18 protein-coding genes are annotated in these 25,380 nt (G+C 71.5%); 4 read left to right on the top strand and 14 right to left on the bottom strand.

The window, feature by feature from the left end; all coding sequences use genetic code 11:
* Positions 1-13: 13 nt before the first annotated feature.
* The 3 genes from ACWCPF_RS12540 to sucC all read right to left on the bottom strand — a co-directional run bounded on the left by ACWCPF_RS12540 (position 14) and on the right by sucC (position 3,654).
* Entirely contained in the window at positions 14-1,561 is a 1,548-nt protein-coding gene (locus tag ACWCPF_RS12540; RefSeq protein WP_451044971.1) for an aldehyde dehydrogenase family protein, read from the bottom strand.
* A gap of 64 nt (positions 1,562-1,625) precedes the next feature.
* Positions 1,626-2,510 carry a succinate--CoA ligase subunit alpha gene (gene sucD / locus ACWCPF_RS12535; RefSeq protein ID WP_451044970.1) on the bottom strand — a complete coding sequence of 295 codons (885 nt, stop codon included), beginning with the start codon at positions 2,508-2,510 and terminating at the stop codon, positions 1,626-1,628.
* A gap of 13 nt (positions 2,511-2,523) precedes the next feature.
* Positions 2,524-3,654: an ADP-forming succinate--CoA ligase subunit beta gene (sucC, locus tag ACWCPF_RS12530; protein WP_451044969.1), complete on the bottom strand. Its 1,131-nt coding sequence runs from the start codon at positions 3,652-3,654 to the stop codon at positions 2,524-2,526.
* A 144-nt stretch (positions 3,655-3,798) separates the two neighbouring features.
* On the opposite strand from sucC, the gene ACWCPF_RS12525 reads away from it, so the two are divergent.
* The 4 genes from ACWCPF_RS12525 (at position 3,799) to ACWCPF_RS12510 (ending at position 10,432) form a co-directional block, all read left to right on the top strand.
* A complete protein-coding gene (locus ACWCPF_RS12525) occupies positions 3,799-5,481 on the top strand; it encodes a thiamine pyrophosphate-binding protein (protein ID WP_451044968.1) in 1,683 nt (560 codons plus the stop codon).
* Positions 5,482-5,500: 19 nt separating this feature from the next.
* Entirely contained in the window at positions 5,501-6,769 is a 1,269-nt protein-coding gene (frc, locus tag ACWCPF_RS12520) for a formyl-CoA transferase (protein WP_451045159.1), read from the top strand.
* 4 nt (positions 6,770-6,773) lie between these two features.
* Entirely contained in the window at positions 6,774-8,918 is a 2,145-nt protein-coding gene (locus ACWCPF_RS12515) for an acetate--CoA ligase family protein (protein ID WP_451044967.1), read from the top strand.
* A 122-nt stretch (positions 8,919-9,040) separates the two neighbouring features.
* Positions 9,041-10,432 carry an OFA family MFS transporter gene (locus ACWCPF_RS12510; RefSeq protein WP_451044966.1) on the top strand — a complete coding sequence of 464 codons (1,392 nt, stop codon included), beginning with the start codon at positions 9,041-9,043 and terminating at the stop codon, positions 10,430-10,432.
* 100 nt (positions 10,433-10,532) lie between these two features.
* Here the strand turns inward: ACWCPF_RS12510 and ACWCPF_RS12505 are convergent, their stop codons facing one another.
* The 11 genes from ACWCPF_RS12505 to ACWCPF_RS12455 form a co-directional block, all read right to left on the bottom strand.
* A complete protein-coding gene (locus ACWCPF_RS12505; RefSeq protein WP_451044965.1) occupies positions 10,533-11,693 on the bottom strand; it encodes a sugar phosphate isomerase/epimerase family protein in 1,161 nt (386 codons plus the stop codon).
* 114 nt (positions 11,694-11,807) lie between these two features.
* On the bottom strand, positions 11,808-13,211 hold the full coding sequence (locus tag ACWCPF_RS12500; RefSeq protein ID WP_451044964.1) for an alkaline phosphatase family protein: 1,404 nt from the start codon (positions 13,209-13,211) through the stop codon (positions 11,808-11,810).
* A complete protein-coding gene (gene eboE / locus ACWCPF_RS12495; protein ID WP_451044963.1) occupies positions 13,208-14,533 on the bottom strand; it encodes a metabolite traffic protein EboE in 1,326 nt (441 codons plus the stop codon). Before eboE ends, ACWCPF_RS12500 begins: the two co-directional genes overlap by 4 nt.
* Positions 14,534-14,536: 3 nt before the next feature.
* On the bottom strand, positions 14,537-15,385 hold the full coding sequence (locus tag ACWCPF_RS12490; RefSeq protein ID WP_451044962.1) for a TatD family hydrolase: 849 nt from the start codon (positions 15,383-15,385) through the stop codon (positions 14,537-14,539).
* On the bottom strand, positions 15,385-16,209 hold the full coding sequence (locus tag ACWCPF_RS12485) for an EboA domain-containing protein (RefSeq protein WP_451044961.1): 825 nt from the start codon (positions 16,207-16,209) through the stop codon (positions 15,385-15,387). The genes ACWCPF_RS12490 and ACWCPF_RS12485 overlap by 1 nt, the downstream gene beginning before the upstream one ends.
* On the bottom strand, positions 16,206-17,312 hold the full coding sequence (locus ACWCPF_RS12480; protein WP_451044960.1) for a sugar phosphate isomerase/epimerase family protein: 1,107 nt from the start codon (positions 17,310-17,312) through the stop codon (positions 16,206-16,208). The genes ACWCPF_RS12485 and ACWCPF_RS12480 overlap by 4 nt, the downstream gene beginning before the upstream one ends.
* Positions 17,309-18,643, bottom strand: coding sequence for an inositol-3-phosphate synthase (locus ACWCPF_RS12475; RefSeq protein ID WP_451044959.1), 1,335 nt, complete (start codon positions 18,641-18,643; stop codon positions 17,309-17,311). Before ACWCPF_RS12475 ends, ACWCPF_RS12480 begins: the two co-directional genes overlap by 4 nt.
* Positions 18,644-18,777: 134 nt before the next feature.
* Complete coding sequence (locus ACWCPF_RS12470) at positions 18,778-20,226, bottom strand: ThuA domain-containing protein (RefSeq protein WP_451045158.1); 1,449 nt, start codon at positions 20,224-20,226, stop codon at positions 18,778-18,780.
* 14 nt (positions 20,227-20,240) lie between these two features.
* Entirely contained in the window at positions 20,241-22,739 is a 2,499-nt protein-coding gene (locus tag ACWCPF_RS12465; protein ID WP_451044958.1) for a carbohydrate-binding protein, read from the bottom strand.
* A gap of 131 nt (positions 22,740-22,870) precedes the next feature.
* Positions 22,871-23,869: a sugar phosphate isomerase/epimerase family protein gene (locus tag ACWCPF_RS12460; RefSeq protein ID WP_451044957.1), complete on the bottom strand. Its 999-nt coding sequence runs from the start codon at positions 23,867-23,869 to the stop codon at positions 22,871-22,873.
* 21 nt (positions 23,870-23,890) lie between these two features.
* Positions 23,891-25,099, bottom strand: a complete 1,209-nt coding sequence (locus ACWCPF_RS12455; RefSeq protein ID WP_451044956.1) for a Gfo/Idh/MocA family protein — start codon at positions 25,097-25,099, stop codon at positions 23,891-23,893.
* Between the last annotated feature and the right edge of the window lie 281 nt (positions 25,100-25,380).

Raw genomic sequence — 25,380 nt, 5'->3', positions numbered from 1 at the left:
GCCGGGCCGCCGGTCAGGGCATCAGCTGGTACTCGGGGAAGTTCCCCGGCAGCCTCTCCCCCGCCGGTCCCTGGGTCACCGCGCGAATCAGCAGCTCGCCGCCGACGAACGCGCCCCGCCAGGACCCGCCGAAGCCGCCGAACAGCTCGTCGCGGTCGCCGCGGGAGCGGGGCGTGCCGTGGCCGGTCTTGAACGCACGGATCTGCGGGGCCAGCCGGTCGTAGGTGCCGCGGTCGTCCGTGGACAGGGTGGCCACGAGCGCGCCGTTGGACGCGTTCATGGCGGCGAGCAGCTCCGCCTCGGTGTCGACCAGGACGATCGTGTCGACCGGGCCGAACGGCTCCGCGTGGTGCAGCGGCGAGGACGGCGGCGGCCCGAGGAGCGTGACGGGCTGGACGTACGCCGAGGTGTCCTGGCCGGGCAGGAAGCGGGCGTCGGCCGGGTGGCCGCGGTGCAGCGGGACCGCGCCCCGGTCGATGGCCTCCGCAACCTGGTCGTGCAGTTCCTTGGCCTTGGCGGCGTTGATCACCGGCCCGAAGTCCAGCCGCGGGTAGGGGTCGTCGCGCTTCTCCACGGCCAGCGGATGCCCGAGGGTCAGGGTGCGCACCGCGGGCAGGTAGGCGGCGAGGAACTCGTCGAACAGCGCGCGCTGGACGACGAAGCGCGGATAGGCCGTGCAGCGTTGCTTGCCGTAGTCGAAGAGCTTGGGGAGGACCGCGGCGAGCGCGTCCCAGTCGGAGTGGTTCCAGATGCCCCAGGTGTTGAGTCCTTCCTGTTCGAGGATGTGGCGCTTGCCCAGGTCGGCGACGGCCGTGGCCACCGCGGCGCCGGTGTCGCGGCCGCCGACGAAGGAGACACAGCCGATCTCGGGCGCCCGCACCAGCGCCTGCGACAGCTCGCCCCCGCCGCCGCTGACGAGGGTGATCGGGACGCCCTCCCGCGCGGCCAGTGCGCAGGCCAGGGTCAGACAGGCGACGCCGCCGTCGGTCGGGGTCTTGGCGATGACCGCGTTGCCTGCCAGTGCCTGTACCAGCAATGCGTGAACGAGCACGCTCATCGGGTAGTTCCAGCTCGCGATGTTGGAGACCGGCCCGTCCAGCGGGGCCCGTCCGTCGAGCATGGGTTCGATGCCGTCGACGTACCAGCGCACGCCGTCGACGGCGCGGTCGACGTCGGCCTGGGCGAGCCGCCAGGGTTTGCCGATCTCCCAGACGAGGAGCAGGGCGAGCAGTTCCCGGTGCTCGGCGAAGGCGTCGAGGGTCGCCGCGACACGGGCGCGGCGTTCTTCGAGCGGAACGTGCCGCCAGGCGCGGTGCCGGTCCAGGCAGGCGCGGACGGCGTGGTCGGCGGTGGCCCCGTCCAGGCGGGGCGGACCGACGACGCGGCCGCCGTCGACCGGGCTCGTCGCCGGCAGCGTCCGGCCGTCCGCCTGCCAGGAGCCGTTCCAGAGGTTGAGGACGCGGTCGTCCCGGAAGGCCTCCGGGGCGACGGCGAGGCAGCGCCGCCAGGCGTCGGACCAGGACGTGCCGGATTTGAGGGTGAGGGCAGTGGTGGTCTGCATCGTGCTGCTCCGCTCTCGGTGCACAGTCGGGGGCGGGGTGCGTACGTGATGCCGTCGAGTGATGTCACGCTCGGTGTTCGAGTACGGCGAGCGCGAGGCGGGCGGTCTCGGTGGGCGTGGCGCCCACGCGGACGCCCGCCGCCTCCAGCGCCTCCTTCTTCGCCCGTGCGGTCCCCGAGGAACCGGACACGATCGCTCCCGCGTGTCCCATGGTCTTGCCCTCGGGCGCGGTGAAGCCGGCGATGTAGCCGACGACGGGCTTGGTGACGTGCTCGCGGAGGTAGGCGGCGGCTCGTTCCTCCGCGTCGCCGCCGATCTCGCCGATGAGGACGACGAGTTCGGTGTCGGGATCCTCCTCGAAGGCGGCCAGGCAGTCGATGTGGCTGGTGCCGACGACCGGGTCGCCGCCGATGCCGACGCAGGTCGAGAAGCCGATGTCACGCAGCTCGTACATGAGTTGGTAGGTCAGCGTGCCGGACTTGGAGACCAGTCCGATGCGGCCCGGCTTGGTGATGTCGGCCGGGATGATGCCCGCGTTGGACTGGCCGGGGGTGATCAGGCCGGGGCAGTTGGGGCCGATGATCCGCGTCCCGCGTGCGGCGGCGTGGGCGGTGAAGGAGACGGCGTCGTGGACCGGGACGCCCTCGGTGATGACGACGACGAGGCCGATGCCGGCGTCGGCGGCCTCGGTCACCGCCGCCTTGACGAAGGCGGGCGGTACGAAGACGACACTGACGTCGGCGCCGGTCGACTGCATACCGTCGACGACCGACCCGAACACGGGCACGGCCCGCTCGTCGAAGTCGACGGTGCGGCCGGCCTTGCGGGGGTTGACCCCGCCGACGACGTTCGTGCCGGCCGCGAGCATGCGCCGGGTGTGTTTCATGCCTTCGCCGCCGGTCATGCCCTGGACGAGGACCTTGCTCTCCTTGGTGAGGTAGATGGCCATGGCGTCGGTCTCCTCAGGCTGCGGTGGCGAGTCGGGCGGCCCGGCGGGCCGCGCCGTCCATGGTGGTGGCCTGCTCGACCAGGGGGTGCCGGCGGGCGTCGAGGATCGCGCGCCCCCGGGCGGCGTTGTTGCCGTCGAGCCGGACGACGAGCGGCTTGGTCGGCCGTACGGCGTCCAGGGCGCGCACGATGCCCTCGGCGACCGCGTCGCACGCGGTGATGCCGCCGAAGACGTTGACGAAGACCGACTTCACGGCCGGGTCGGAGAGGATGACCGACAGGCCGTCGGCCATGGTCTCGGCGGAGGCCCCGCCGCCGATGTCGAGGAAGTTCGCGGGGCGGGCGCCGCAGCCCGCGACCACGTCCAGGGTCGACATGACGAGGCCGGCGCCGTTGCCGATGATGCCGACCTCGCCGTCGAGTTTCACGTAGGTGAGGCCCTTGGCCGCGGCCGCCGCCTCCAGCGGGTCGCCGTGCGCCGCGCTCTCGGCTCCCCAACGCTCGTGCCGGAAGCGGGCGTTGTCGTCGAGGGCGACTTTGCCGTCGAGGGCGAGGATCCGCCCCTGCGCGGTGCGCACGAGCGGGTTCACCTCGACGAGGAGGGCGTCCTCGCGGACCAGTACCTGCCACAGCCGCATGAGGACGTCGACGGTCTGCGGCGGGAGTCCGGCCGCGTCGGCGATCTCGCCCGCCCGGGCGGAGGTGACGCCCTCGGCCGGGTCGACGCGGATCCGGGCGACGGCCTCCGGACGGCTCGCGGCGACCTCCTCGATGTCCATGCCGCCCTCCGCGGAGGCGATCGCGAGGAAGCCTCCTGCCGCGCGGTCGAGGACGTAGGAGACGTAGAACTCGCTCTCGATGTCGACGGGTTGGGCCAGCATGACGGTGCCGACCCGGTGCCCCTTGATGTCCATGCCGAGGATCTGACGGGCGGTCAGCTCGGCGGCGGCCGGGTCCGCGGCGAGCTTCACCCCTCCCGCCTTGCCGCGGCCACCCGTCTTGACCTGGGCCTTCACCACCACGCGGCCGCCGAGCCGGCGGGCGATCTCGCACGCTTCCTTGGCCGAGTCGGTGACCTCCGCCCTGGGCGTCGCTATGCCGTGTTCCTCGAAGAGTTCCCTTGCCTGGTGCTCGAACAGGTCCATCTCGGCTCCTGACCTAAAAGTGCCGCACGCCCCCTGGACACCACCCATCGGATGCGGGATAACAAGCTTCATACAGTATTCGTCGACTGTATGCAATGTACCGCGAGAGCCTGCCAACCCCCTACGAAGGGACGGGACTTCGCCATGCCCGACGACACCCAGGACATGATTTCCGGTGGTCATCTCGTTGCCAAGGCGCTGAAGGCAGAGGGGGTCGACCGCATCTACACCTTGTGCGGCGGCCACATCATCGACATCTACGACGGCTGCGTGGACGAGGGCATAGAAGTCGTCGACGTACGCCACGAACAGGTCGCCGCCCACGCCGCCGACGGCTACGCACGCATCACCGGCCGGCCCGGCTGCGCGGTCGTCACGGCCGGGCCCGGCACCACCGACGCCGTCACCGGCGTGGCCAACGCCTTCCGCGCGGAGTCCCCGATGCTGCTCATCGGCGGCCAGGGGGCGCTCACCCAGCACAAGATGGGCTCCTTGCAGGACCTCCCGCACGTCGACATGATGACGCCGATCACCAAGTTCGCGGCGGCCGTGCCGGACACGGCACGCGCGGCGGACATGGTGTCGATGGCGTTCCGCGAGTGCTACCACGGCGCGCCCGGGCCCTCCTTCCTGGAGATCCCGCGCGATGTGCTGGACGCCAAGGTGCCGGTGGCCAAGGCGCGCGTGCCCAGGCCCGGCGCCTACCGTGCCTCCACCCGCTCGGCCGGCGACCCGGCGGCGATCGAGAAGCTCGCCGACCTGCTGGTGCACGCCGAGAAGCCCGCGATCCTGCTGGGCAGCCAGGTGTGGACGACCCGGGGCACCGAGGCGGCCATCGACCTCGTCCGGACGCTGAACGTCCCGGCGTACATGAACGGCGCCGGCCGCGGCACCCTGCCCCCCGGCGACCCGCATCACTTCCAGCTGTCGCGCCGCTACGCCTTCTCGAACGCCGACGTGATCGTGATCGTCGGCACGCCGTTCGACTTCCGCATGGGCTACGGCAAGCGGCTGTCGCCGGACGCGACCGTCGTCCAGATCGACCTCGACTACCGCACCGTCGGCAAGAACCGCGACATCGACCTGGGGATCGTCGGCGATGCGGGACTCGTGCTGAAGTCCGTCGCCGAGGCCGCCTCCGGCCGCGTCAACGGCGGGGCGTCCAGGCGCAAGGAGTGGCTCGACGAGCTGCGCGCCGCCGAGCAGAGCGCCCTCGACAAGCGGCTGCCCAGCCTGAGGTCCGACGCCTCGCCGATCCACCCCTACCGCCTGGTCAGCGAGATCAACGACTTCCTCACCGAGGACTCGATCTACATCGGCGACGGCGGCGACATCGTCACCTTCTCCGGGCAGGTCGTGCAGCCCAAGTCGCCGGGCCACTGGATGGACCCGGGCCCGCTGGGCACCCTCGGCGTCGGCGTCCCCTTCGTGCTCGCCGCCAAGCAGGCGCGGCCCGACAAGGAGGTCGTCGCCCTCTTCGGCGACGGCGCGTTCTCCCTGACCGGCTGGGACTTCGAGACCCTCGTGCGTTACGACCTCCCGTTCGTCGGCATCGTCGGCAACAACTCCTCCATGAACCAGATCCGCTACGGCCAGGCCGCCAAGTACGGCCCCGAGCGCGCACGGGTCGGCAACACCCTCGGCGACGTCCACTACGACAAGTTCGCGCAGCTGCTGGGCGGCTACGGCGAGGAGGTGCGCGACCCCTCCGACATCGGCCCCGCCCTGCGGCGCGCCCGCGAGTCGGGCAAGCCGTCGCTGATCAACGTCTGGGTCGACCCGGACGCGTACGCCCCCGGAACGATGAACCAGACGATGTACAAGTGAGGTGCCCCCGATGACCCCCATGACCTCCACGACGGCCGGGACAGCCAGGACGGCGACGGCCGGCAAGGCTCTCGAAGGCATCCGCGTCCTCGACATGACGCACGTCCAGTCGGGCCCGTCCGCGACCCAGTTGCTCGCCTGGCTCGGTGCGGACGTCGTCAAGCTGGAGGCGCCCTCCGGTGACATCACCCGCAAGCAGTTGCGCGACCTCCCGGACGTCGACTCCCTCTACTTCACGATGCTCAACTGCAACAAGCGCAGCATCACCCTCAACACCAAGACCGAACGCGGCAAGGAGATCCTCACCGAGCTGATCCGGCGCTCCGACGTCATGGTCGAGAACTTCGGACCGGGCGCGGTCGACCGGATGGGCTTCACCTGGGGCCGCATCCAGGAGATCAATCCACGGATCGTCTATGCCTCCATCAAGGGGTTCGGGGACGGCCCGTACACCGACTTCAAGGCGTACGAGGTCGTCGCTCAGGCCATGGGCGGGTCGATGTCGACCACCGGTTTCGAGGACGGGCCGCCGCTGGCGACGGGAGCCCAGATCGGGGACTCGGGGACGGGTGTGCACGCCGTGGCGGGGATTCTCGCGGCGCTGTACCAGCGGGAGAACACCGGGCGCGGGCAGCGGGTCAACGTGGCCATGCAGCATGCCGTGCTCAACCTCTGCCGGGTGAAGTTGCGCGACCAGCAGCGCCTGGCCCATGGACCGCTCGCCGAATATCCCAACGACGACTTCGGCGACGAGGTTCCCCGGTCCGGAAACGCGTCCGGCGGCGGCCAGCCCGGCTGGGCGGTCAAGTGCGCGCCGGGCGGCCCCAACGACTATGTGTACGTCATCGTGCAGCCCGTCGGCTGGCGGCCGATCAGCGAGCTCGTCGGCCGGCCCGAGCTGGCCGACGACCCCGAATGGGCGACGCCCGAGGCCCGGCTGCCCAAGCTCACCAAGATGTTCCAGCTGATCGAGGAGTGGTCCTCGACCCTGCCCAAGTGGGAGGTGCTGGAGAAGCTCAACTCCCACAACATCCCGTGCGGGCCGATCCTGTCCACCAGGGAGATCATCGAGGACGAGTCGCTGGCCGCCAACGAGATGGTGGTCCGGGTGCCGCACCCGCAGCGCGGCGAGTTCGTGACCGTGGGCAGCCCCCTGAAGCTCTCCGACTCCCCCGTCGAGGTGACCGGCTCACCGCTGCTCGGCGAGCACAACGAAGAGGTCTACATCGGCGAGCTCGGCCTCGGGGACGAGGAACTGCGCCTGCTCAAGTCGAACGGGGTGATCTGACGTGATGGCCGAGGACCGCGCGCCGCGGGTGCGCGCCCTGCTCGACGCGGTGCGGGCCGAAGGGCGGACCGCGCTGACCGCGCCCGAGGGCAAGGTCATCGCCGACGCGTACGGGATCGCCGTCCCGGGCGAGGAGCTGGCGAGGGACGTCGACGAGGCCGTCGCGTACGCGGCGCGCTTCGGCGGGCCCGTGGTGATGAAGATCGTCTCGCCGGACATCCTGCACAAGACCGACGCCGGCGGAGTGGTCGTCGGGGTACAGGGCGCGTCGGACGTGCGGGCGGCGTTCCACGCAATCGTCGACAACGCGCGCGCGTACGACGCCGCGGCCCGGATCGAGGGCGTGCAGATCCAGGAGTTGCTGCCGCCGGGCCAGGAGGTCATCGTCGGCGCGGTCACCGACCCGACGTTCGGCAAGGTGGTGGCGTTCGGGCTCGGCGGGGTGCTCGTGGAGGTGCTCAAGGACGTCACGTTCCGGCTGGCTCCCGTGGACGCCGACGAGGCGCTGTCGATGCTGGACTCGATCCGCGCGGCGGAGATCCTGCGCGGGGTGCGCGGACAGCGGGCCGTGGACCGGTGGGCGATCGCCGAGCAGATCCGGCGGGTGTCGCAACTGGTCGCGGACTTCCCGGAGATCGCCGAGGTGGACCTCAACCCGGTGATCGCCACGCCCGAGGGCGCGGTCGCCGCCGACATCCGGGTGATCCTGTCCGACGCGCCCGTCAAGGAACGTCGACGCTACACGCGCGTGGAGATCCTCGCCTCGATGCGCCGGCTGATGCAGCCGCGTTCCGTGGCGGTGATCGGCGCCTCCAACGAGCAGGGCAAGATCGGCAACTCGGTGATGCGCAACCTCGTCGACGGCGGCTTCGCCGGCGAGATCCATCCGGTGAACCCCCGGGCCGATGACATCGTGGGCCGCAAGGCGTACAAGAGTGTCACCGACGTTCCCGGAGAGGTGGATGTGGCGGTCTTCGCGATACCCGCCAAGTTCGTGGCCGCGGCCCTGGAGGAGGTGGGACGCAAGAACATCCCGAACGCCGTGCTGATCCCCTCCGGGTTCGCGGAGACCGGGGAACACGCGCTCCAGGACGAGATCGTGGCGATCGCCGAGCGCTACGGCGTCCGGCTGCTCGGGCCGAACATCTACGGCTACTACTCGACCTGGCAGGACCTGTGCGCCACGTTCTGCACGCCGTACGACGTCAAGGGCGGGGTCGCGCTGACCTCGCAGTCCGGTGGCATCGGGATGGCCATCCTGGGCTTCGCCCGCACCACGAAGACGGGCGTGTCGGCGATCGTGGGGCTCGGCAACAAGTCGGACCTGGACGAGGACGACCTGCTGACCTGGTTCGGCGAGGACCCGCACACCGACTGCATCGCGATGCACCTGGAGGACCTCAAGGACGGGCGCGCCTTCGTCGAGGCCGCGCGGGCGACCGTGCCGAAGAAGCCGGTCGTCGTCCTCAAGGCGGGCCGCACGGCGGCGGGCGCCAAGGCGGCCGGTTCGCACACGGGCGCGCTCGCGGGCGACGACGCCGTGTACGACGACATCCTGAAACAGGCCGGCGTCATCAGGGCTCCCGGGCTGAACGACATGCTGGAGTACGCGCGCGCGTTGCCGGTGCTTCCCACCCCCAAGGGGGACAACATCGTCATCGTCACCGGGGCCGGCGGCAGTGGCGTGCTCCTCTCGGACGCGGTGACCGACAACGGGCTGACGCTCATGGAGATCCCGCCGGATCTCGACGCGGCCTTCAGAAAGTTCATCCCGCCCTTCGGCGCGGCGGGCAACCCGGTGGACATCACCGGGGGCGAGCCGCCGTCCACGTACGAGGCGACGATCCGGCTGGGGCTCGAGGACCCGCGCATCCATGCGCTGGTGCTCGGCTACTGGCACACGATCGTCACTCCCCCGATGGTCTTCGCGGAGCTCACCGCGCGCGTGGTGGCCGAATTCCGCGAACGCGGCATAGAGAAGCCCGTCGTGGCATCGCTCGCGGGTGACGTCGAGGTCGAGGAGGCCTGCCAGTACCTGTACGAGCGGGGGGTCGTGGCGTACCCGTACACGACCGAGAAGCCGGTGGCCGTGCTCGGGGCGAAGTATCGCTGGGCGCGGGCGGCAGGACTGTTGGGAGCGCCGTCATGAGGTGAGCGAGGGCGGGGGCGGCCGACGGGTGCGCGTCGGCCGCCCCCGGGACCCGTGCGCGCACGAAAGGCAATGGACAGGGGGCGCTGGCCAGAACTTTCGACGCTAGGGGTGCGACACACATGACAACCACCGACATCTCGACAGCCCTCCCCTACCGGGAGGTGGCGGACCGCAACGGCCGCGTGTACCGGGTCGGGGAGAGTGACCGGGACATCATGGGACGGCCACGATGGACCATGGTGCTCTTCCCGTGGATGGGCATGCTGGGCATCAGTTCTTCGGAGTACGCGTTCACGTCCGCCGAGGACACCCTGCACGAGGCCCATCTGTGGAGCAGTGGGCACATCTTCTGGCTGATGGGCGTCTGGGTGTTCTTCCAGGCCGCCGTCGCCTTCCCCGCCGGGCAGCTGCGGGAGAGCGGCAGGCTCCCCGCGCGGTACGCGATGCTGCTGGGCGCGCTGGGCACGATCCTGGGGTACCTCTCGCTCGCCTTCGCGCCGCATGTGATCGTCGCCTACATCGGCTTCGGCATGTTCAGCGGCATCGGCGCCGGCCTCGTCTACGCGACGTGCGTGAACATGGTCGGCAAGTGGTACCCGGAGCGCAAGGGCGGCAAGACCGGCATGGTCAACGGCGGTTTCGCCTATGGCTCGGTGCCCTTCGTCTTCCTGTTCACCTCGTACATGGACCTGAGCAACTACAAGGGCGTCCTGGTCATGGTGGGCGTCATCTGCTGCTCCGTCGTGGCGTTCGCCGGGTGGTTCTTCAAGGACCCGCCGAAGAACTGGTGGCCGCCGCACGTGGACCCGCTGCGGGCCACCGACGACCCGAAGATCCGCCGGGCGCTGGAGAAGAACCCGCCGGCGGTCAAGCAGTACACCCCCAAGGAGGCCCGTCGCACCCCCGTCCTGTGGATGATGTGGTTCTGCCTGCTGTGCACGGCCGGCATCAACATCTTCGGCATCGCCTTCCAGGTGCCGTTCGGCAAGGACATGGGCTTCGCGGGCGGGATCGTGGCCACGGCGATGTCCCTGAAGGCCATCGTCAACGGCACCGGGCGCGGTGTCATCGGCTGGATTTCGGACCGCTACGGGCGGCGCAACACGCTGATCATCGTGTGCATCGTGCTCGGCAGCGCGCAGTTCGGCGTGCTGATCTCCGGCCAGATGGGCAGCATGCCGTTCTTCCTGTTCTGCTCCATGGTCTCCGGCTTCGGCGGCGGCGCGATCTTCCCGCTGTTCGCGGCCATGACGGCGGACTACTTCGGCGAGAACAACAACGCCACCAACTACGGGATGGTCTACAGCTCCAAGCTGATCTCGGGTCTCGTCGGCTCCGGCGTGGGCTCGATCGTGGTCGGCGTGTGGGACTACGAGGGCGCGTTCGTCATCGCCGGTTCCATCGGTCTCGCCTCCGCCGTCCTGGCCACCTTCCTGAAGGCGCCGGGCCGGCCGAAATCCCGGAGCGTCGCACCCAACCCGCACCCGCTCGGCGAGGAGACGGTGACCTGACGGCGGCGACCCCGAGCAGACCGCCGGACGGCCGGAGGGCCCTCCCCGCGTGGGCACGTTCGCGGGGAGGGCCCTCCGGCGCGTCGTCAGTGGCGCGTCGTCAGCAGCGCTTCTTGCGCAGGGCCGCCAGGTTGTCGTAGCCGATCTTCGCGTACGCCAGGGACTGCCCGGGGTCGGTGGTGCTCGGGGCGTTGTCCTGCTCGACCATCGGGTTGTGGTAGTCCCGCTCGCCGACGCGCGAGAAGAACGTCCGGTAGTCGATGACGCCGGCGCCGAACGGCACCATGTCGTACCCCATGCCGTTCGTCGTGTTGACCGTGCCGTCCTTGGCGTGGAAGAGCGGGTAGCGCTGGTTGTTGCGGGCGACGAGCCCCGCCGGGTCGAAGACCTTCTCCCGGGTGGATCCGTCGTGGGCGGTGTAGGTGTGGAACTTGTACTGGGCCACGTGCGCCCAGAAGACGTCCATCTCCAGCCAGACCGACTTCGGGTCGGTGACCTTCAGGAAGTACTCCAGCTTCCGGATGCCGGAGCTGCGGGTCGGGCGGCCCTGGGCGTCCGGCGGGCCCCCGTCGAGCAGGAAGCCGTAGGCCGCGTCGTGGTTGTGGGTGTACAGCTTGACGCCCTCGCGGCGGGCGATCCGGCCCAGAGCGTTCCACTTGTCGGCGGCCACGTCCCAGTCGGCGCGATACGAGCTGCCGGTGGGGTCGCCGCCGGTGCCCATGTGCGCCATGCCGAGGATGTTGGCGATCTCCAGGTGCTTCTTGAAGGTGTCCAGGTCGGCCGTGGTGAGCGGCCAGGACGGCGGTATGAAGCCGTGGTTGCCCTGGGCGCGCAGCCCGTAGTCGTCGAGCCACCCGCGCAGCAGCTTGGCGCCCGCGACGGATTCCAGGCTCGCGCCGCCCGGGGCGCCTGCGTGCTGGCCGTATCCGGCGAACTCCACCTGCCGGTAGCCGAATCGCGAGAGCTGTTTGAAGACCTCGCGGAAGCCGGACGGCAGGTCGGTGGCGAGCGGGTCGCGGCCCGTCGCGTCGCGGACGGTGTAGAGGATGATGCCGCGCCGGTGCGCGGGGACGAGTGCCTCGCCGCCGTGGTCGTGGCCTCTGCCCCGGTCCTGTGCCACGGCGGGTGCGGCGCCCAGGACGGGGGCGGCGATCACCGCGGTCGCGGCGGCGGTGCAGGTGCTGAGGAAACGGCGGCGGTTGACGCCGAGAGCGCGACGCAGGGCGTCGCCGGTTCCGGATTCGTCGTTGAACGCGGTCACGGTTTCTCTCTTTCGGGTCGGTGTTCAGCGGTGGCGGATGCCTTGCGGCGGACGCGTTGTCAGTGGCGCGTGTTTCACTTTCCGTAGTCGCTCGTCACGGCTCGTCAGGTCTCGTCAGCCGAGGCCGGCCAGGTCGAGCAGCAGGGATTTCACTTCGGTGGCCGCGACGCGGCCGGTTACTGCATGGGGGGTGGAGCAGATGAGGAGCGGACCGTCGTCGTCGCTCGTGGGGAGGCGGCCGTGGCTGCCGCGAACGGGTGCGGGATCGAGAGGCACGACCGCCATGCGGTAGCGCATGCCGAGCTTCTTGCGGGCCAGCGCCGTGGCCGCCTTGACCTTCACGTAGGGGTCACGGGGGTCCATGAACAGCTCGGCCGGGTCGTAGCCGGGTTTGCGGTGGATCTCGACGAGGCGCGCGAAGTCGGGCGCGCGGGCGTCGTCGAGCCAGTAGTAGTACGTGAACCAGGCGTCCGGCTCCGCCACGGCGACGAGTTCGCCCGAGCGCGGATGGTCGAGGTGGTGGGCCTTCTTGCCCTCGTCGTCGAGGAGTCGCTCGATGCCGGGCAGCTCGGCGAGCGCGGTGCGGACGGCGTCCAGGTCCTCGGGGCGGCGCACGTAGACGTGGGCGATCTGATGGTCGGCGACGGCGAACGCGCGGGACGCCATCGGGTCCAGGTACTCCATGCCGTCCTGGGTGTGCACCTCCAGCAGTCCGGCGCGGCGCAGGGCGCGGTTGACGTCCACGGGCCGGCTCACCCGGGTGATGCCGTACTCGGAGAGCGCGACGACGGTACGGCCCTCGGCGCGCGCGTCGGCCAGGAGCGGGGCCAGGGCCCGGTCCAGGTCGCCGACGGCCTTCAGGGAGCGGGGGTCGTCGGGGCCGTGGCGCTGCAGGTCGTAGTCGAGGTGAGGGAGGTAGCAGAGCGTCAGATCGGGGTGGCGGGTGCGGATGATGTGGCGGGTGGCGGCGATGATCCAGCGGCTGGACGTCAGGTCCGCGCCGGGGCCCCAGAAGCGGAAGAGGGGGAAGGTGCCGAACTCGGCGGTGAGTTCGTCGTGCAGAGCCGCGGGCCGCGTGTAGCAGTCGGGTTCCTTGCGGCCGTCGGAATAGTAGATCGGACGGGGGGTGACGGTGATGTCGGTGTCGGCGCCCATGGCGTACCACCAGCAGATGTTGGCGACCGTGTAGCCGGGGTGGGCGCGGCGGGCGGCGTCCCAGAGCTTGTCCCCGGCGACGAGCCCGTTGTGCTGGCGCCACAGCAGGACGTCGCCGAGTCCGCGGAAGTACCAGCCGTTGCCGACGATGCCGTGCTCGGCGGGGTGGGCGCCGGTGAGGAAGGTGGACTGGGCGGCGCAGGTGACGGCGGGCAGGACGGTCCCGAGCGACGCCTGGGAGCCGGATCGGGAGAGCGAGCGGAGGTGGGGCATGTGGTCGAGGAGACGGGGGGTGAGGCCTACGACGTCCAGGACGAGGAGGGGGGTGGGGGCCGCCGCTGTGCCGGGGGCCGGGGCCGTCATGGCAGCTCCTTGAGGCCGAGGTCCGTGAGGAGGTCGCGGGCGAAGGCGAGTTCGGCGGCGATGCCGTCGGCGAGCTGGGAGCGGGCGCGCGGCCGCAGCTCGGGCGGGAGGGCCTGCCAGGTGTAGGTCTCGACCTCGAGGTGCCGGGTGAGCGGGTGCGGGCCGCCGACGAGGCGGGCCAGCGCGGCCCTGAGCACCGGGAGGGTCGCGGTGAGGGGCGCGACGGGGGCCGCGTGCAGGGGGATGTGGAAGTGGGCGCGCCAGGGCGTCCCGTCGGGCAGGGCGCCGCCGGCGAGGGCTTCGCCGAGGTCGTCGGTGCCGTGCAGGCGGGTGGTGGTGGCGGTGGGGGTTGCGGTGGCCGTTCCGGCGGTGGGGGCCGGGGCGGTGGCGGTGGCCGATCCGGCGGCCGTGGCCGGGGCGGGGGCGGTGGCCGTTCCGGCGGCGGGGGCCGGGGCTGTGGCCGTTCCGGCGACGGTGGCTGGGGCGGGGGCGGTCAGCGTGCGGGTCTGGTGCAGGAAGCGGGGTTCGTCGAACTTGGCGAGCGCTTCGCGGACGGCTGGGAGACGGGGGTGTTCGGCGTGCAGGGCGGCCGACAGCTGGGATTTGACGATGGGGACGCGGGCCTCGGTCAGCGCGTCCAGGGCGGTGTCCGGGTCTTCGAAGGAGGTGGCGAGATGGCAGGTGTCGACGCAGACGCCGATGCGGTCGTGCGCGATCGCGGTGAGCGGGGCGAGGGCGTCGGCGGTGGTCTCGACGATGCAGCCGGGTTCCGGTTCGAGTCCGACGCGGACGGAGCGGCCGGTCAGGTCCGCCAGCGCGTCGAGGCGTTCGGCGAGGGTGAGCAGGGCGGTGTGGGCCGTCTCGGCGCGGTCGGCGTCCCAGGCGGTGCGCCAACCCAGCGGAAGGGTGGAGACGGTGCCTTCGGTGACGTCGTCGGGGAGGAGTCCGGCGAGCACCCGGGCCAGGGCCGTGGTGTGGTCGAGCCGTTCGGGGTCGGCCCAATCCGGCTTGTACACCCGGTACTTGACCTCCTCGGCGCCGAAGCCCTCATAAGGGAAGCCGTTGAGGGTGACGACCTCCAGGCCGCGCCGGTCGAGTTCGGTGCGCAGCCCGCGCAGCGCCGCCGGGTCGGCGTCGAGCGCACGCGCGGCGTCCCTGGCCAGCCACAGGCCGATGCCGAGCCGGTCGCGGCCGAGCCGGCGGCGGACGGGTTCGCAGTGGTCGCGAAGTTGCGCGAGGACGCCGTCGACGGTCTCGGCGGGGTGGACGTTGGTGCAGTAGGCGAGGTGGACGGTCGTGCCGTCGGGATGGCGGAAGCGCATCGCTCACTCCCCGCCGCGCAGGATGGAGTTGCCCTCGTGAGTGGCGTCGACGGTGGCCACGTCGAGACGAAGTCGGCCGCTGAGGCCGTAGAAGGCGACGGGGTTGCGCCACAGGACGAGATCGACGTCGTCCTCGGAGAAGCCCTCCGCGAGCATGAGGTCGGCGACCCTGCGCGTCTTGAGGGGGTCGCTCCGGCCCCAGTCCGCGGCCGAGTTCACCAGCGCCTTCTCCGGGCCGTGCACGCGCAGGATCTCGATCATGCGGTGCTCGTCCATCTTGGTGTCGGGATAGATGGAGAAGCCCAGCCAGCAGCCGGCGTCCTTGGCCTCCTTCACGGTGGTCTCGTTGAGGTGGTCGAGCAGGACCCGGTCGGGGGACAGGGCGGACTCCCGCACGACGTCGAGGGTGCGGCGCAGGCCGGCGAGCTTGTCGCGGTGCGGGGTGTGCACGAGCGCGGGCAGGGCGTGCTCGGCGGCCAGCTGGAGCTGGGCGGCGAGGGCGGTGTCCTCGGCGGGGGTCATCGAGTCGTAGCCGATCTCGCCCACGGCCACGACGTGGTCCTTGACCAGATAGCGGGGCAGCTCCTGGAGGACGGGCGCACAGCGCGGGTCGTTCGCCTCCTTCGGGTTGAGGGCGAGCGTGCAGTGATGGGCGATGCCGTACTGGGCGGCCCGGAAGGGCTCCCACCCGAGGAGGGAGTCGAAGTAGTCGAAGAACGACGCCGGGGACGTGCGGGGCTGGCCCAGCCAGAACGCCGGCTCGACGACGGCGCGGACGCCGGCGGCGTGCATCGCCTGGTAGTCGTCGGTGGTGCGCGAGGTCATGTGGATGTGGGGGTCGAAGATGCGCATCAGGACTCCTTGCCGTGGGGGTGGGCCGGGCGGTGGAGACTTCCCGTGCCGTGGGGGTCCGTGCGGTGGAGATCAGGGCTGTTGGGGCTTTCTGCCTCGTCCGGGCCTGTCGTGCGGGAGGGCGTGGCGGGCGTGATCGGTGTGGTGGGCGGGGTCGGCGTGTCCGGGTCGGTCAGCGTCAGGACGCGTTGCAGGTCCGCGGGTACGGGGCGGCCGGCGGCGGTGCGTTCGGCGGCGTAGTCGCCGAGCATGCGGGCGAGTTCGCCGTCGGCGCGGGCGCGCTGTTCGAGGCCCGCCACCTCGTCGACGGGCACTCCCGCGAACAGGCACTTCAGCACGGCGTGCCGCCAGGCGTGGGCGTCGAGGTGGCGGGCCGCGTAGGGGCCGACCGCGGCGGCGATGAGCCGGGTGTCGTGGGTGCGCAGGGCGTCCTCGACGAGCGGGCGGGCCTCGGCGCCGGGCACCAGGTGGGGCAGCGCGTGCAGGACCGCGCGACGCTCGTCGGCGGTGCCCTGGTAGTAGACGCGGGCCAGGGCGGCCGGGTCGGCGCGGGCGGCGTGGAGGATGAGCACGCGGGCGGCGTCGGCGTGCCGGCTGCCGCAGCGGCGTCCGGCCTCGGCGAGCCTCAACTCCCATACGGAGATGGGTCCGTGGGTGCCGGGGTGGGCGGCCGCCTCGGCGAGCGCCTGGCCGAACCAGGCGGAGGCGGCGGCATCGAGCCGGGTGTCGAGCTGGCCGCGCAGGGCGTCGAGGGAGGTGCGGGCGGGGGTGGGGCCCGTCTGTTCCGCTTCCGGGGTCGCCGGGGTGGGGTGGGGCTGCGTCATGGGGTGCTGGTGCTCCCTTCCGGGGTGGCGGAGGGCTCGCCGGGTGGTGCAGCAGGCGGGTTCGCGGCCGGGTGCGGGCGGCCTGGAGGCGGGGTGACGGACGTGCGGGCGACGGATGGGAGGTGCGTGGGCGGGCGGACGGTGGACGGGCGGGCGGTGGGCGGGCGGGCGGTGGGCGGGCGGGCGGTGGTCTCGGTGGCTGTCTCCGCCGCGCTGCGGAGGAACGGGAGGGAGAGTTCGGCGTAGTGCGGGCCGGCGTGGGAGTGGCGGGGCAGTTCGACCACCGTCAGCCCGCGGTAGCCGGTGGCGGCCAGGGCCGCGAGGACGGCCGGGAAGTCGATCTCGCCCTCGCCGAGCGGGAGGTGTTCGTGGACCCCGCGGCGCATGTCCTCGATCTGGACGTGCCGCAGCCAGGGGCCGGCGGCGCGGACGCAGTCGGCGGGCGGGAGTGGTTCGAGGCACTGGCAGTGGCCGATGTCGAGGGTGAGGCCGAGGGACGCCGGGTCGTCGAGGCTGCGGCGCAGCCGGTGGAAGTCGGCGAGCGTCGCGAGGAGGTGGCCGGGTTCGGGTTCGATCGCGAGGGGGATGCCTGCGGTCGCGGCGGCGTCCAGGACGGGGGTGAGGGTGTCGGCGAGGCGCTGCCATGCCGTGTCCGGGTCGGTGCCCGGCTGCATCGTCCCGCTGAAGCAGTGGACGGCGTGCGCGCCGAGGTCGCCGGCGATCCGGACGGCGCGCAGCAGCAGGTCGACGCGGCGGGCGCGGTCGTCCGGCACCGGGTCCAGCAGGGACGGACCGTGCTTGCGGCGCGGGTCGAGGACGTAGCGGGCGCCGGTCTCCACGGTGACGCCGAGCCCGAGCGCGTCCAGTCGCCGCGCGAGGTGTCGGGTGCGGGCGGCGAGGTCGGGGGCGAGCGGGTCGAGGTGCATGTGGTCGAGCGTCAGTCCGACGCCGTCGTAGCCGAGGTCGGCGAGGAGGCCGAGGGCGTCGTCGATGCGGAGATCGGCGAGGCCGTTGGTGCCGTAGCCGAAGCGGAGCGGGGGCCGGGCGCTCTCCGCCTCCGCGTATCCGACGGCTCCCCGCGCCGCCCTCCGATTCGTGCTCACCCCGTCTCCCCGCCGGACCTCGTCCCGGCCCCGCGTTGCGCATCGGGGGTCTCCCGTGCGCCGCGGCCGCCGCTCCCCCCGCCCTCGCCGAAGCCGCCTTCGCCGGATGCGGCGGATGCGGCGGATGCGGCAGATTCGGCGGCTGCTCCGGATGCGTCGCGTTCACCGGAGTCGTCGGGCTCGTCGGACTCGCTGGGCCCGGTGGGTCCGCCCCTCAACCGCTGGGCGAACCGGGCCAGTTCCGTGTACTGCTCGGCAAGGGCCGACGGTGCGTCGCCCACCGGGTCCTTGAAGAAGTAGGCGAGTTCGGTGAGCGGTCCGGACAGCGCCGCCTCGTGGGCCCGGGCCGCGAGGCGGGCCAGATCGAGGACGAGGGGCGCGGCGAGCGCGGAGTCGCAGCCCTGCCAGATGGTCTGGAGGACCATGCGGGCGCCGAGGAAACCGTCGAAGGCGACGTGGTCCCAGGCCGTCTTCCACTCCCCCAGGACGGGGACGTCGTCGATGTGGACCCGGCCCTCGGGAACGGCGCCCAGCGTGTCGGCGAGGACGCGTTCCTTGCCCGCGTTCTTCGCCTCGGCCGCGGCCGGGTCGGCCAGGGCGGCTCCGTCGCCGCCGCCCAGCAGGTTGACGCCGGACCAGGCCCGGACGGCGAGCGCCCGCCCGGCGAACATCGGACCGAGGACGGAGCGCAGGAGCGTCTGGCCGGTCTTGCCGTCGCGGCCCGCGTACGGGAGCCCGCTCGACTCGGCCAGGGAGGCGAGCGCCGGGTGGTGCAGCCCCGTGGACGGGGTGAAGTTCACGTACGGGCAGCCCGCGCGCAGGGCGGCCGCCGCGTACAGCGAGCTCGGCGGGAGCGCGAGGCCGGTCGCCGCGGGTTCCGTGGAGGCCACGTTCACGACCACCGCACGGGCCAGCCCGGACCGTCGCACGAAATCCCGGATGTCGGCGGCGAAGGCTGCGATCAGCTGTTCCTCGGTCCGGGTGTCCCCCGGGACGGGGCCACCCGGTCTGATCTCCCGGTCGGCGGCGACGAGTTCCGCGTCGACCGCCGCCGGGAGGCCGAACGGGAGGACTCCGCCGGCCGCGAGCTGCTCGGCGCGTTTGGGCAGGGGGCAGTCGGTCGTGTCGTGGCCGCCGAATACCAGACGGGACAGGGCCGGCAGGCCGCTGTCGGCGAAGGCGGGCGTCTCGGTGACCAGGCCCGTCGGCGGATGCAGACCGGCCGTGACGGCGGCGTGCCCCGCGACCACGGTCGTGGCCACGGAACCGCGGGCCCCGATCAGCCAGACGCCGACGCGCGCGGTACGGGAACGGGAGAGGGACGCGGACATGAGCAGCCTCCTTGTCGTGCGCGAACCCCGGAGAACGAGGAGGAAGGGCGGGCAGGCGAGCCGGAGGTCCGCAGTTGGGGAGGGGCACGGTGGAGACGGCGGGCGGGGGTCCGGCGTCCCCCGCCCGCCGCCGTTCAGTCGCCCTGTACGGGCCGTTCCCCGCCGGACGGTTCTCCGCCGGGCAGTTCCCTGCTGGGCAGTTCCTTGATCCGGACGTCGCGGAAGGACACCTGGTCGTCGGCTCCGTGGTTCTGCAGGCCGAGGTGTCCGTCGCGCAGGCTGCGGGCCGGATCGGTGTTGGTGAAATCGTTGATCTTCACGCCGTTGAGCCAGACGCGCAGGCGTTCGCCCTCCACGCGGATCTCGTACGTGTTCCACTCCCCCGGCGCGTTCAGCGCACGGTCCCGCTTCCCGAGGTCGGCGGACTGGAAGCCGTAGACGGACCCGGTGGTTTTCTCGGGGACGTCGGTGGCGTCGATCTGGATCTCGTATCCGCTGTTCACGGCGGACCACGGGTCGTCCGACAGCGGAAAGCCCACGAACACACCGGAGTTGTCCTCTCCGGAACCGGAACCGGAACCGGAACCGGAACTGGCACCGGAGCCGCCCGGATCGCCGGCCGTGGTCCTCCAGTCGAGCTTCAGGGAGTACGACCCGAAGCTCCGATCCGCGTACCAGAGCAGGCCCATGCCGCCCGTCGACGTCAACGTCCCGTCGTCGGAGAGGGTGAAGGAACCCGGTCCGGCCTGTCGCCAGCCTTCCAGGGACGCACCGTCGAACAGTGGACGGTATCCGTTCTCCGGTCGACAGTCCGCCTGCATCCCGTCGACTGCATACAGGATCCCGCCCAGCAGGTGTCCACGGAATACAGGATCCGCGTAGGACTCCTTCGTGTGGCCGCCCCCGGTGTAGAAGGCGCGGCCGCCCCGGTAGTTCTGGCACCAGGCGATCGGATGGTCGCCGTCCATGGTGCCGCCCGTGTAGGACGACTCGTCGAGCGAGGCCAGGACGTGCACCCGCTCGCGCGGATTGGAGCGGTAGTTGTACCACTCGTCGGTACGGTTCCAGGTGCGATCGAGTCCGGAGGTCGCCGGGTGGGCCCGGTCCTCCACATCGATCGTCGCGGACTGGATCGCCGGGTGCGACTCGAACCAGGCGCCCACGAGGCCGCCGTAGAACGCCCAGTCGTACTCGGTGTCGGCCGCCGCGTGGACTCCGACGTAGCCGCCGCCCTGTCGGATGTAGCCCTCGAAGGCGGCCTGTTGGGCGACGTTCAGGACGTCCCCGGTCGTCGACAGAAACACGACGGCGTCGTAGCGCCGCAGGTTCGCCGGCGTGAACGCGCCGGCGTCCTCCGTCGCGTCGACCCGGAAACCGTTTGTCGCGCCCAGTTCCCGCACCGCCGTGACGCCGTCCGGGATCGAGTCGTGCCGGAAACCGGCTGTCTTCGAGAAGACCAGCACGCGCTTCCCGCCGTCACCCTTCCCGTCGGGTCCGGAGTGCGAGGCGGCCGGGCCCGAGACGCTGCCGAGGAGCAGCGTCGCGCCCACCGCCACGGTCGCTAGTCTGCGGGTTGCGGGCATCATGCGCCCTCCTCTCAGCCGGTCGTGAAGGTGAAGTCGTCCACGTCGAAGAGAGCTCCGGAGCCGCCCTTGAAGACGAGGTAGAGCGTGGTGGTGCCACGCGGCGTGCGGGACAGGTCGGCGCTGACGTCCTGGAAGGTCTCCCAGCCGCCGGTCACCGGGACGGTGGCCTTGCCGAGCAGGGTGCCGGTCGGCGAGCCGGCGCGGATCTCCAGCCGTCCGCCCGAGCCGCCCGAGGAGACCCGTGCCGTGATCTTCTTGGCGTTGCTGACGACGTACGGCGTGAAGGAGATCCAGTCGCCGTTGTCGATGTCGCCGACCGTCCTGCCGCCGTGGGCGACGTCCTTGGCGATGACCGTGACACCGGAGGAGTCGCCGAAGTGCTCGGCCTGACGGTGGCGCGGCTGCAGGACGCTCTGGTCGTGCGAGGTGAGCGCGGCCTGGCCGCCGCCTCCGCCGTCGGTGTACTGCGCGTCGAGGACCCCGAAGATGTTGGCGTCCTCGTCGTGCCCGCCGTCGGCACTGGTCTGGAGGGTTCCGGTGCAGCCTGTCGCCGACGTCACCGGGTGGCCGTGGCTGTCGTGCCCGAGGACGAAGGTGACCTCGACCTTGGCGCAGTCGATCGCCCTGCCGTCCTCAGGGTCGGTGACCTTCACCTTGAACGGGATGGCGTCGCCGAAGCTGAACAGCTGCCCGTCCTTCGGGGTCTCCAGGACCACCTTGGGCGCCGTGTTTCCCACGACGATCTGCACACTCGCGCCGCCGGTGCGGCCGGAGGCGTCCTGGGCGGTCAGGGTCGCGGTGTACGTGCCGTTCTTCTTGTACTTGTGGGTGGGGTTCGCCGCCGTCGAGGTGCCGCCGTCGCCGAAGTCCCAGCTGTAGGTGAGCGCGTCGCCGTCCTGGTCGGTGGTGCCGGCGGAGGAGAAACGCACCTTCAGAGCGGCCTGCCCCGAAGTGCGGTCGGCCGCGACCTGGGCGACCGGGGAGTGGCCGTCGGTGGCGTTCTCGATGCGGTACAGACCCGAGTGCTCGTCGCCGCCGAACCAGGCGGTGCCGTAGTCGAGGACGTACAGCGCGCCGTCGGGCCCGAACGCCATGTCCATCACCTGGGTGCCGGTCCACGGGATGGAATTGATCGACTGCACGCCGCCGTTCGCGTCGCTGGCGATGCGCTTGATCCAGCGGCGGCCGAACTCCCCGGCGAAGAAGTCACCGTCGTAGGCCTCCGGGAACTTCACGGGCGAGTCGAGCGAGGCGTCGTAGTGGTAGACGGGGCCGCCCATCGGGGACTCCGAACCGTCGCCCAACTCGGGCACCGACGGGCCGTCGTAGGGGATCCAGGCGGGCTGGGCCGGGGGCAGGTCGGTGAGGCCGGTGTTGTGCGGCGAGGTGTTCTTCGGGGCGGCGCAGTCGAAGGGCGCGCCGGAGACACCGGTCGCGAAATCGTATGCGATATACGGGTCATTGTCGCCCGTGCAGAACGGCCATCCGAAGTTGCCGGGGCCGGTGACGCGGGCGAACTCGACCTGGCCGGCCGGTCCACGGGCCGGATCGGCGGCGCCGGCGTCGGGACCGTAGTCGCCGACGTAGAGGATGCCGGTGGCCTTGTCGACGCTGAAGCGGAACGGGTTGCGGAACCCCATCGCGTAGATCTCGGCCCGCGTCTTGTCGGTGCCGGGCGCAAAGAGGTTGCCGTCGGGGATGGCGTAGGAGCCGTCGGCGTTCACCTTGATGCGCAGGATCTTGCCGCGCAGGTCGTTGGTGTTTCCGGAGGAACGGCGGGCGTCGAAAGCGGGGTTGCGGCCTTCGCGATCGTCGATGGGCGTGAAGCCGTCCGACTGGAAGGGGTTGGTGTCGTCCCCGGTGGACAGGTACAGGTTCCCCGCCGCGTCGAAGTCGATGTCACCACCGACATGGCAGCACAGGCCGCGCGACGCGGGCACGTCGAGGATCTTCGTCTCGCTCGCGGCGTCGAGGGTGCCGTCCGTCTTCAGCACGAAGCGGGAGAGGCGGTTGACGCCGTCGAAGGCGGCGAAGTCGGCGGCCGTTCCGGTCTCGGGAGCGTCGCCCGCCGGGGTGTCCAACGGCGGTGCGTAGTAGAGGTAGATGAAGCGATTGGCCGTGAACTCCGGGTCCACGCCGATGCCTTGGAGACCTTCCTCGTCGTGCGAGTAGACGTCGAGCTTGCCGGCCAGTCGGGTGTTGCCGGCCGCGTCGGTGATACGGAGTTCGCCGTCGCGTGAGGTGTGCAGGACCGAGCGGTCGGGCAGCACCGCGAGCGACATCGGCTCGCCGACCTCGGCCTCCCCCTTGGCCAGGGTGACCTGCTGGAAGTCCTCGGCGGCCGCGACCACCGGGTCGGCGACGGCTGCGCCGGCCTGGGGTGTGGTGAGGGTGAGGGAGGCGCCGGCCAGCAGCGCGCCGCTCAGGAGGGCGATCGCTCTGCGCAGCGTGGGGCGTCGTCTGGGGGTCTCGGCTCTGCGGGTGCCGGTGGTGGGGTCGTTCCCGTGCACGGATGCCTCCAGGAAGGGGCTGGTTGTACGGGCGGGTGCGTACGCCGGGATGCGCCGTCATCCCGGAGACTGGTGGAGCGTCAGGGGACGCGCTCAGATCTGACGTACAGTCAGAGAGCGGCGATGCGAGCTCAGTTACCGAAGGCCGCGTCGAAGGCGGCGGACGGCGGTTCGAAGTCGTAGGCCTTGAGGCGGGTCAGGGCCTCCGGGGCGCCCTGCAGTCGGTCCATGCCGGCGTCCTCCCACTCCACGGAGATCGGCCCCTGGTAGTCGATGGAGCGCAGCATACGGAACACGTCCTCCCAGGGGACGTCGCCGTGACCGGCGGAGACGAAGTCCCAGCCGCGGCGCGGGTCGCCCCAGGGCAGATGGGAGCCGAGGCGGCCGTTGCGGCCGTCGAGGCGCTTGCGGGCCTCCTTGCAGTCCACGTGGTAGATGCGGTCGCGGAAGTCCCACAGGAAGCCGACCGGGTCGAGGTCCTGCCACACGAAGTGACTGGGGTCGAAATTGAGGCCGAAAGCCGGTCGACGGTCGACTGCATCCAGCGTGCGTACAGTCGTCCAGTAATCGTATGCAATCTCGCTGGGGTGGACCTCGTGCGCGAACCGCACGCCCTGCGCGTCGAAGACGTCGAGGATCGGGTTCCAGCGCTCGGCGAAGTCCTCGTAGCCGCGCGCGATCATCGACTCGGGGGCGGGCGGGAACATGGCGACCAGGTGCCAGATGGCGGAGCCGGTGAAGCCGATCACCGTGTCGACCCCGAAGGCCGCCGCGGCCCTCGCGGTGTCGGCGATCTCGGCGGCGGCCCGCTGTCGCACGCCCTCCGGCTCACCGTCGCCCCAGATGCGGGCGGGCAGGATGGTCTGGTGGCGTTCGTCGATGATGGCGTCGCATACCGCCTGCCCCACCAGATGGTTGGAGATGGCCCAGCACTTGAGGCCGTACTTGTCGAGGAGTCGGTGGCGGGACTTCACGTAGTCCGGGTCCGCGAGTGCCTTGTCCACCTCGAAGTGGTCGCCCCAGCAGGCGAGTTCGAGGCCGTCGTAGCCGAAGTCGCGGGCGAGCCGACAGACCTCTTCCAGAGGCAGGTCGGCCCACTGGCCGGTGAAGAGTGTGAATGTGCGCGGCATGCTCCAGGCCCTCCTCGGTCCTCAGTCCGCTATCGGGGTGTAGACGGAGTTCTTCTCGGCGCTCTCCTCGACCGCCGCCAGGACGCGCTGGACCTGCAGCCCGTCGGCGAAGGACGGCTCGGGCCGGCGACCCTCGGCGACTGCGTGGACCAGATCGCGGGCCTGGTGGACGAACGTGTGCTCGTAGCCGAGGCCGTGGCCCGGCGGCCACCAGCCGTCCAGGTAGGGGTGGTCGGGTTCGGTGACGAGGATGCGGCGAAAGCCCGCGTGCGTGCCGGGTTCGGTGGCGTCGTGGAACCACAGTTCGTTGAGGCGCTCCAGGTCGAACGCCAACGAGCCGCGCTCACCGTTGAGTTCGAGTCGTAGCGCGTTCTTGCGACCCGTGGCGAACCGGGTCGCCTCGAAGGAGGCCAGCGCCCCGGAGGCGAAACGGCCGGTGAAGAGGGCGGCGTCGTCGACGGTGACTGTGCCGACGCCGTCGGCGGACGTCGCGCTCAGCCCGCTCGTCGGCCCGCCGGGCAGCGGCCGCTGCCGTACGAAGGTCTCGGTGAGCGCGGAGACTCCGGCGAGCCGCTCCCCCGCCAGGTGCTGAGCGAGGTCGACGATGTGCGCGCCGAGGTCGCCGAGGGCTCCGGAGCCGGCCAGTTCCCTGCGCAGTCGCCAGGTCAGCGGGAACTCCGGGTCCACGAGCCAGTCCTGAAGGTACGTCACCCGCACATGGCGCAGCGTTCCCAACCGTCCCTCGACGACCATCCGCCGGGCCAGGGCGGTGGCCGGGACGCGACGGTAGTTGAAGCCGACCATCGCCAACTGACCGTACCCGTAAGCAGTTTCGGCGGCTCGCGCCATCGTCTCGGCTTCGTCGACGGTGTTCGCGAGGGGCTTCTCGCACAGCACGTGCTTGCCGGCGGCCAGCGCGGCGACGGCGATCTCGGCGTGCGAGTCGCCAGGGGTGCAGATGTCGACGAGGTCGACGTCGTCCCGGGCGATCAGGGCACGCCAGTCGGTCTCGGTCGCCGCCCAGCCGTGCCGGTCGGCCGCCGCGCGCACGGCGGAGGGGTCGCGGCCGCAGATCACGGCGAGGACCGGGCGGAGAGGCAGATCGAAGACGCGGCCCGCGGTGCGCCAGCCCTGGGAGTGGGCGGCGCCCATGAACGCGTAACCGACCATCCCCACGCGGAGCGGCGGCTTGCCGGCCTCCGGTCCCGCTGACTGCTGCGGCTGTTCCATACGGTTGTCCTCCTCGTCGTCGTGGCACGGTGGGGGGTGGGACGCCGTCGGGCCCAGGGGCGGACCGTCCGCCGCCGGACCCCTGGCAGGAGCCGGTGTCACCGCCCGGGAGGCGCTCGGGCGGCTCGGGCGGGGCCCGACCGGAACGGGCCGCGATCGCTCGAGCCCTCGACCGCCTCGGTCGATGACCGCCGCAGCCGATGAGCACGTCGGCCGATGGACGCGATGGCCGATGGACACGCCAGCCCGTTCGCGCATGTCGGTCCGTCGAGCACGTCAGC

It is taken from the genome of Streptomyces sp. NPDC001858, assembly GCF_053594615.1.
Note: the sequence above shows the minus strand (reverse complement) of the source record. Positions and strands in the feature narration are given on the sequence as shown.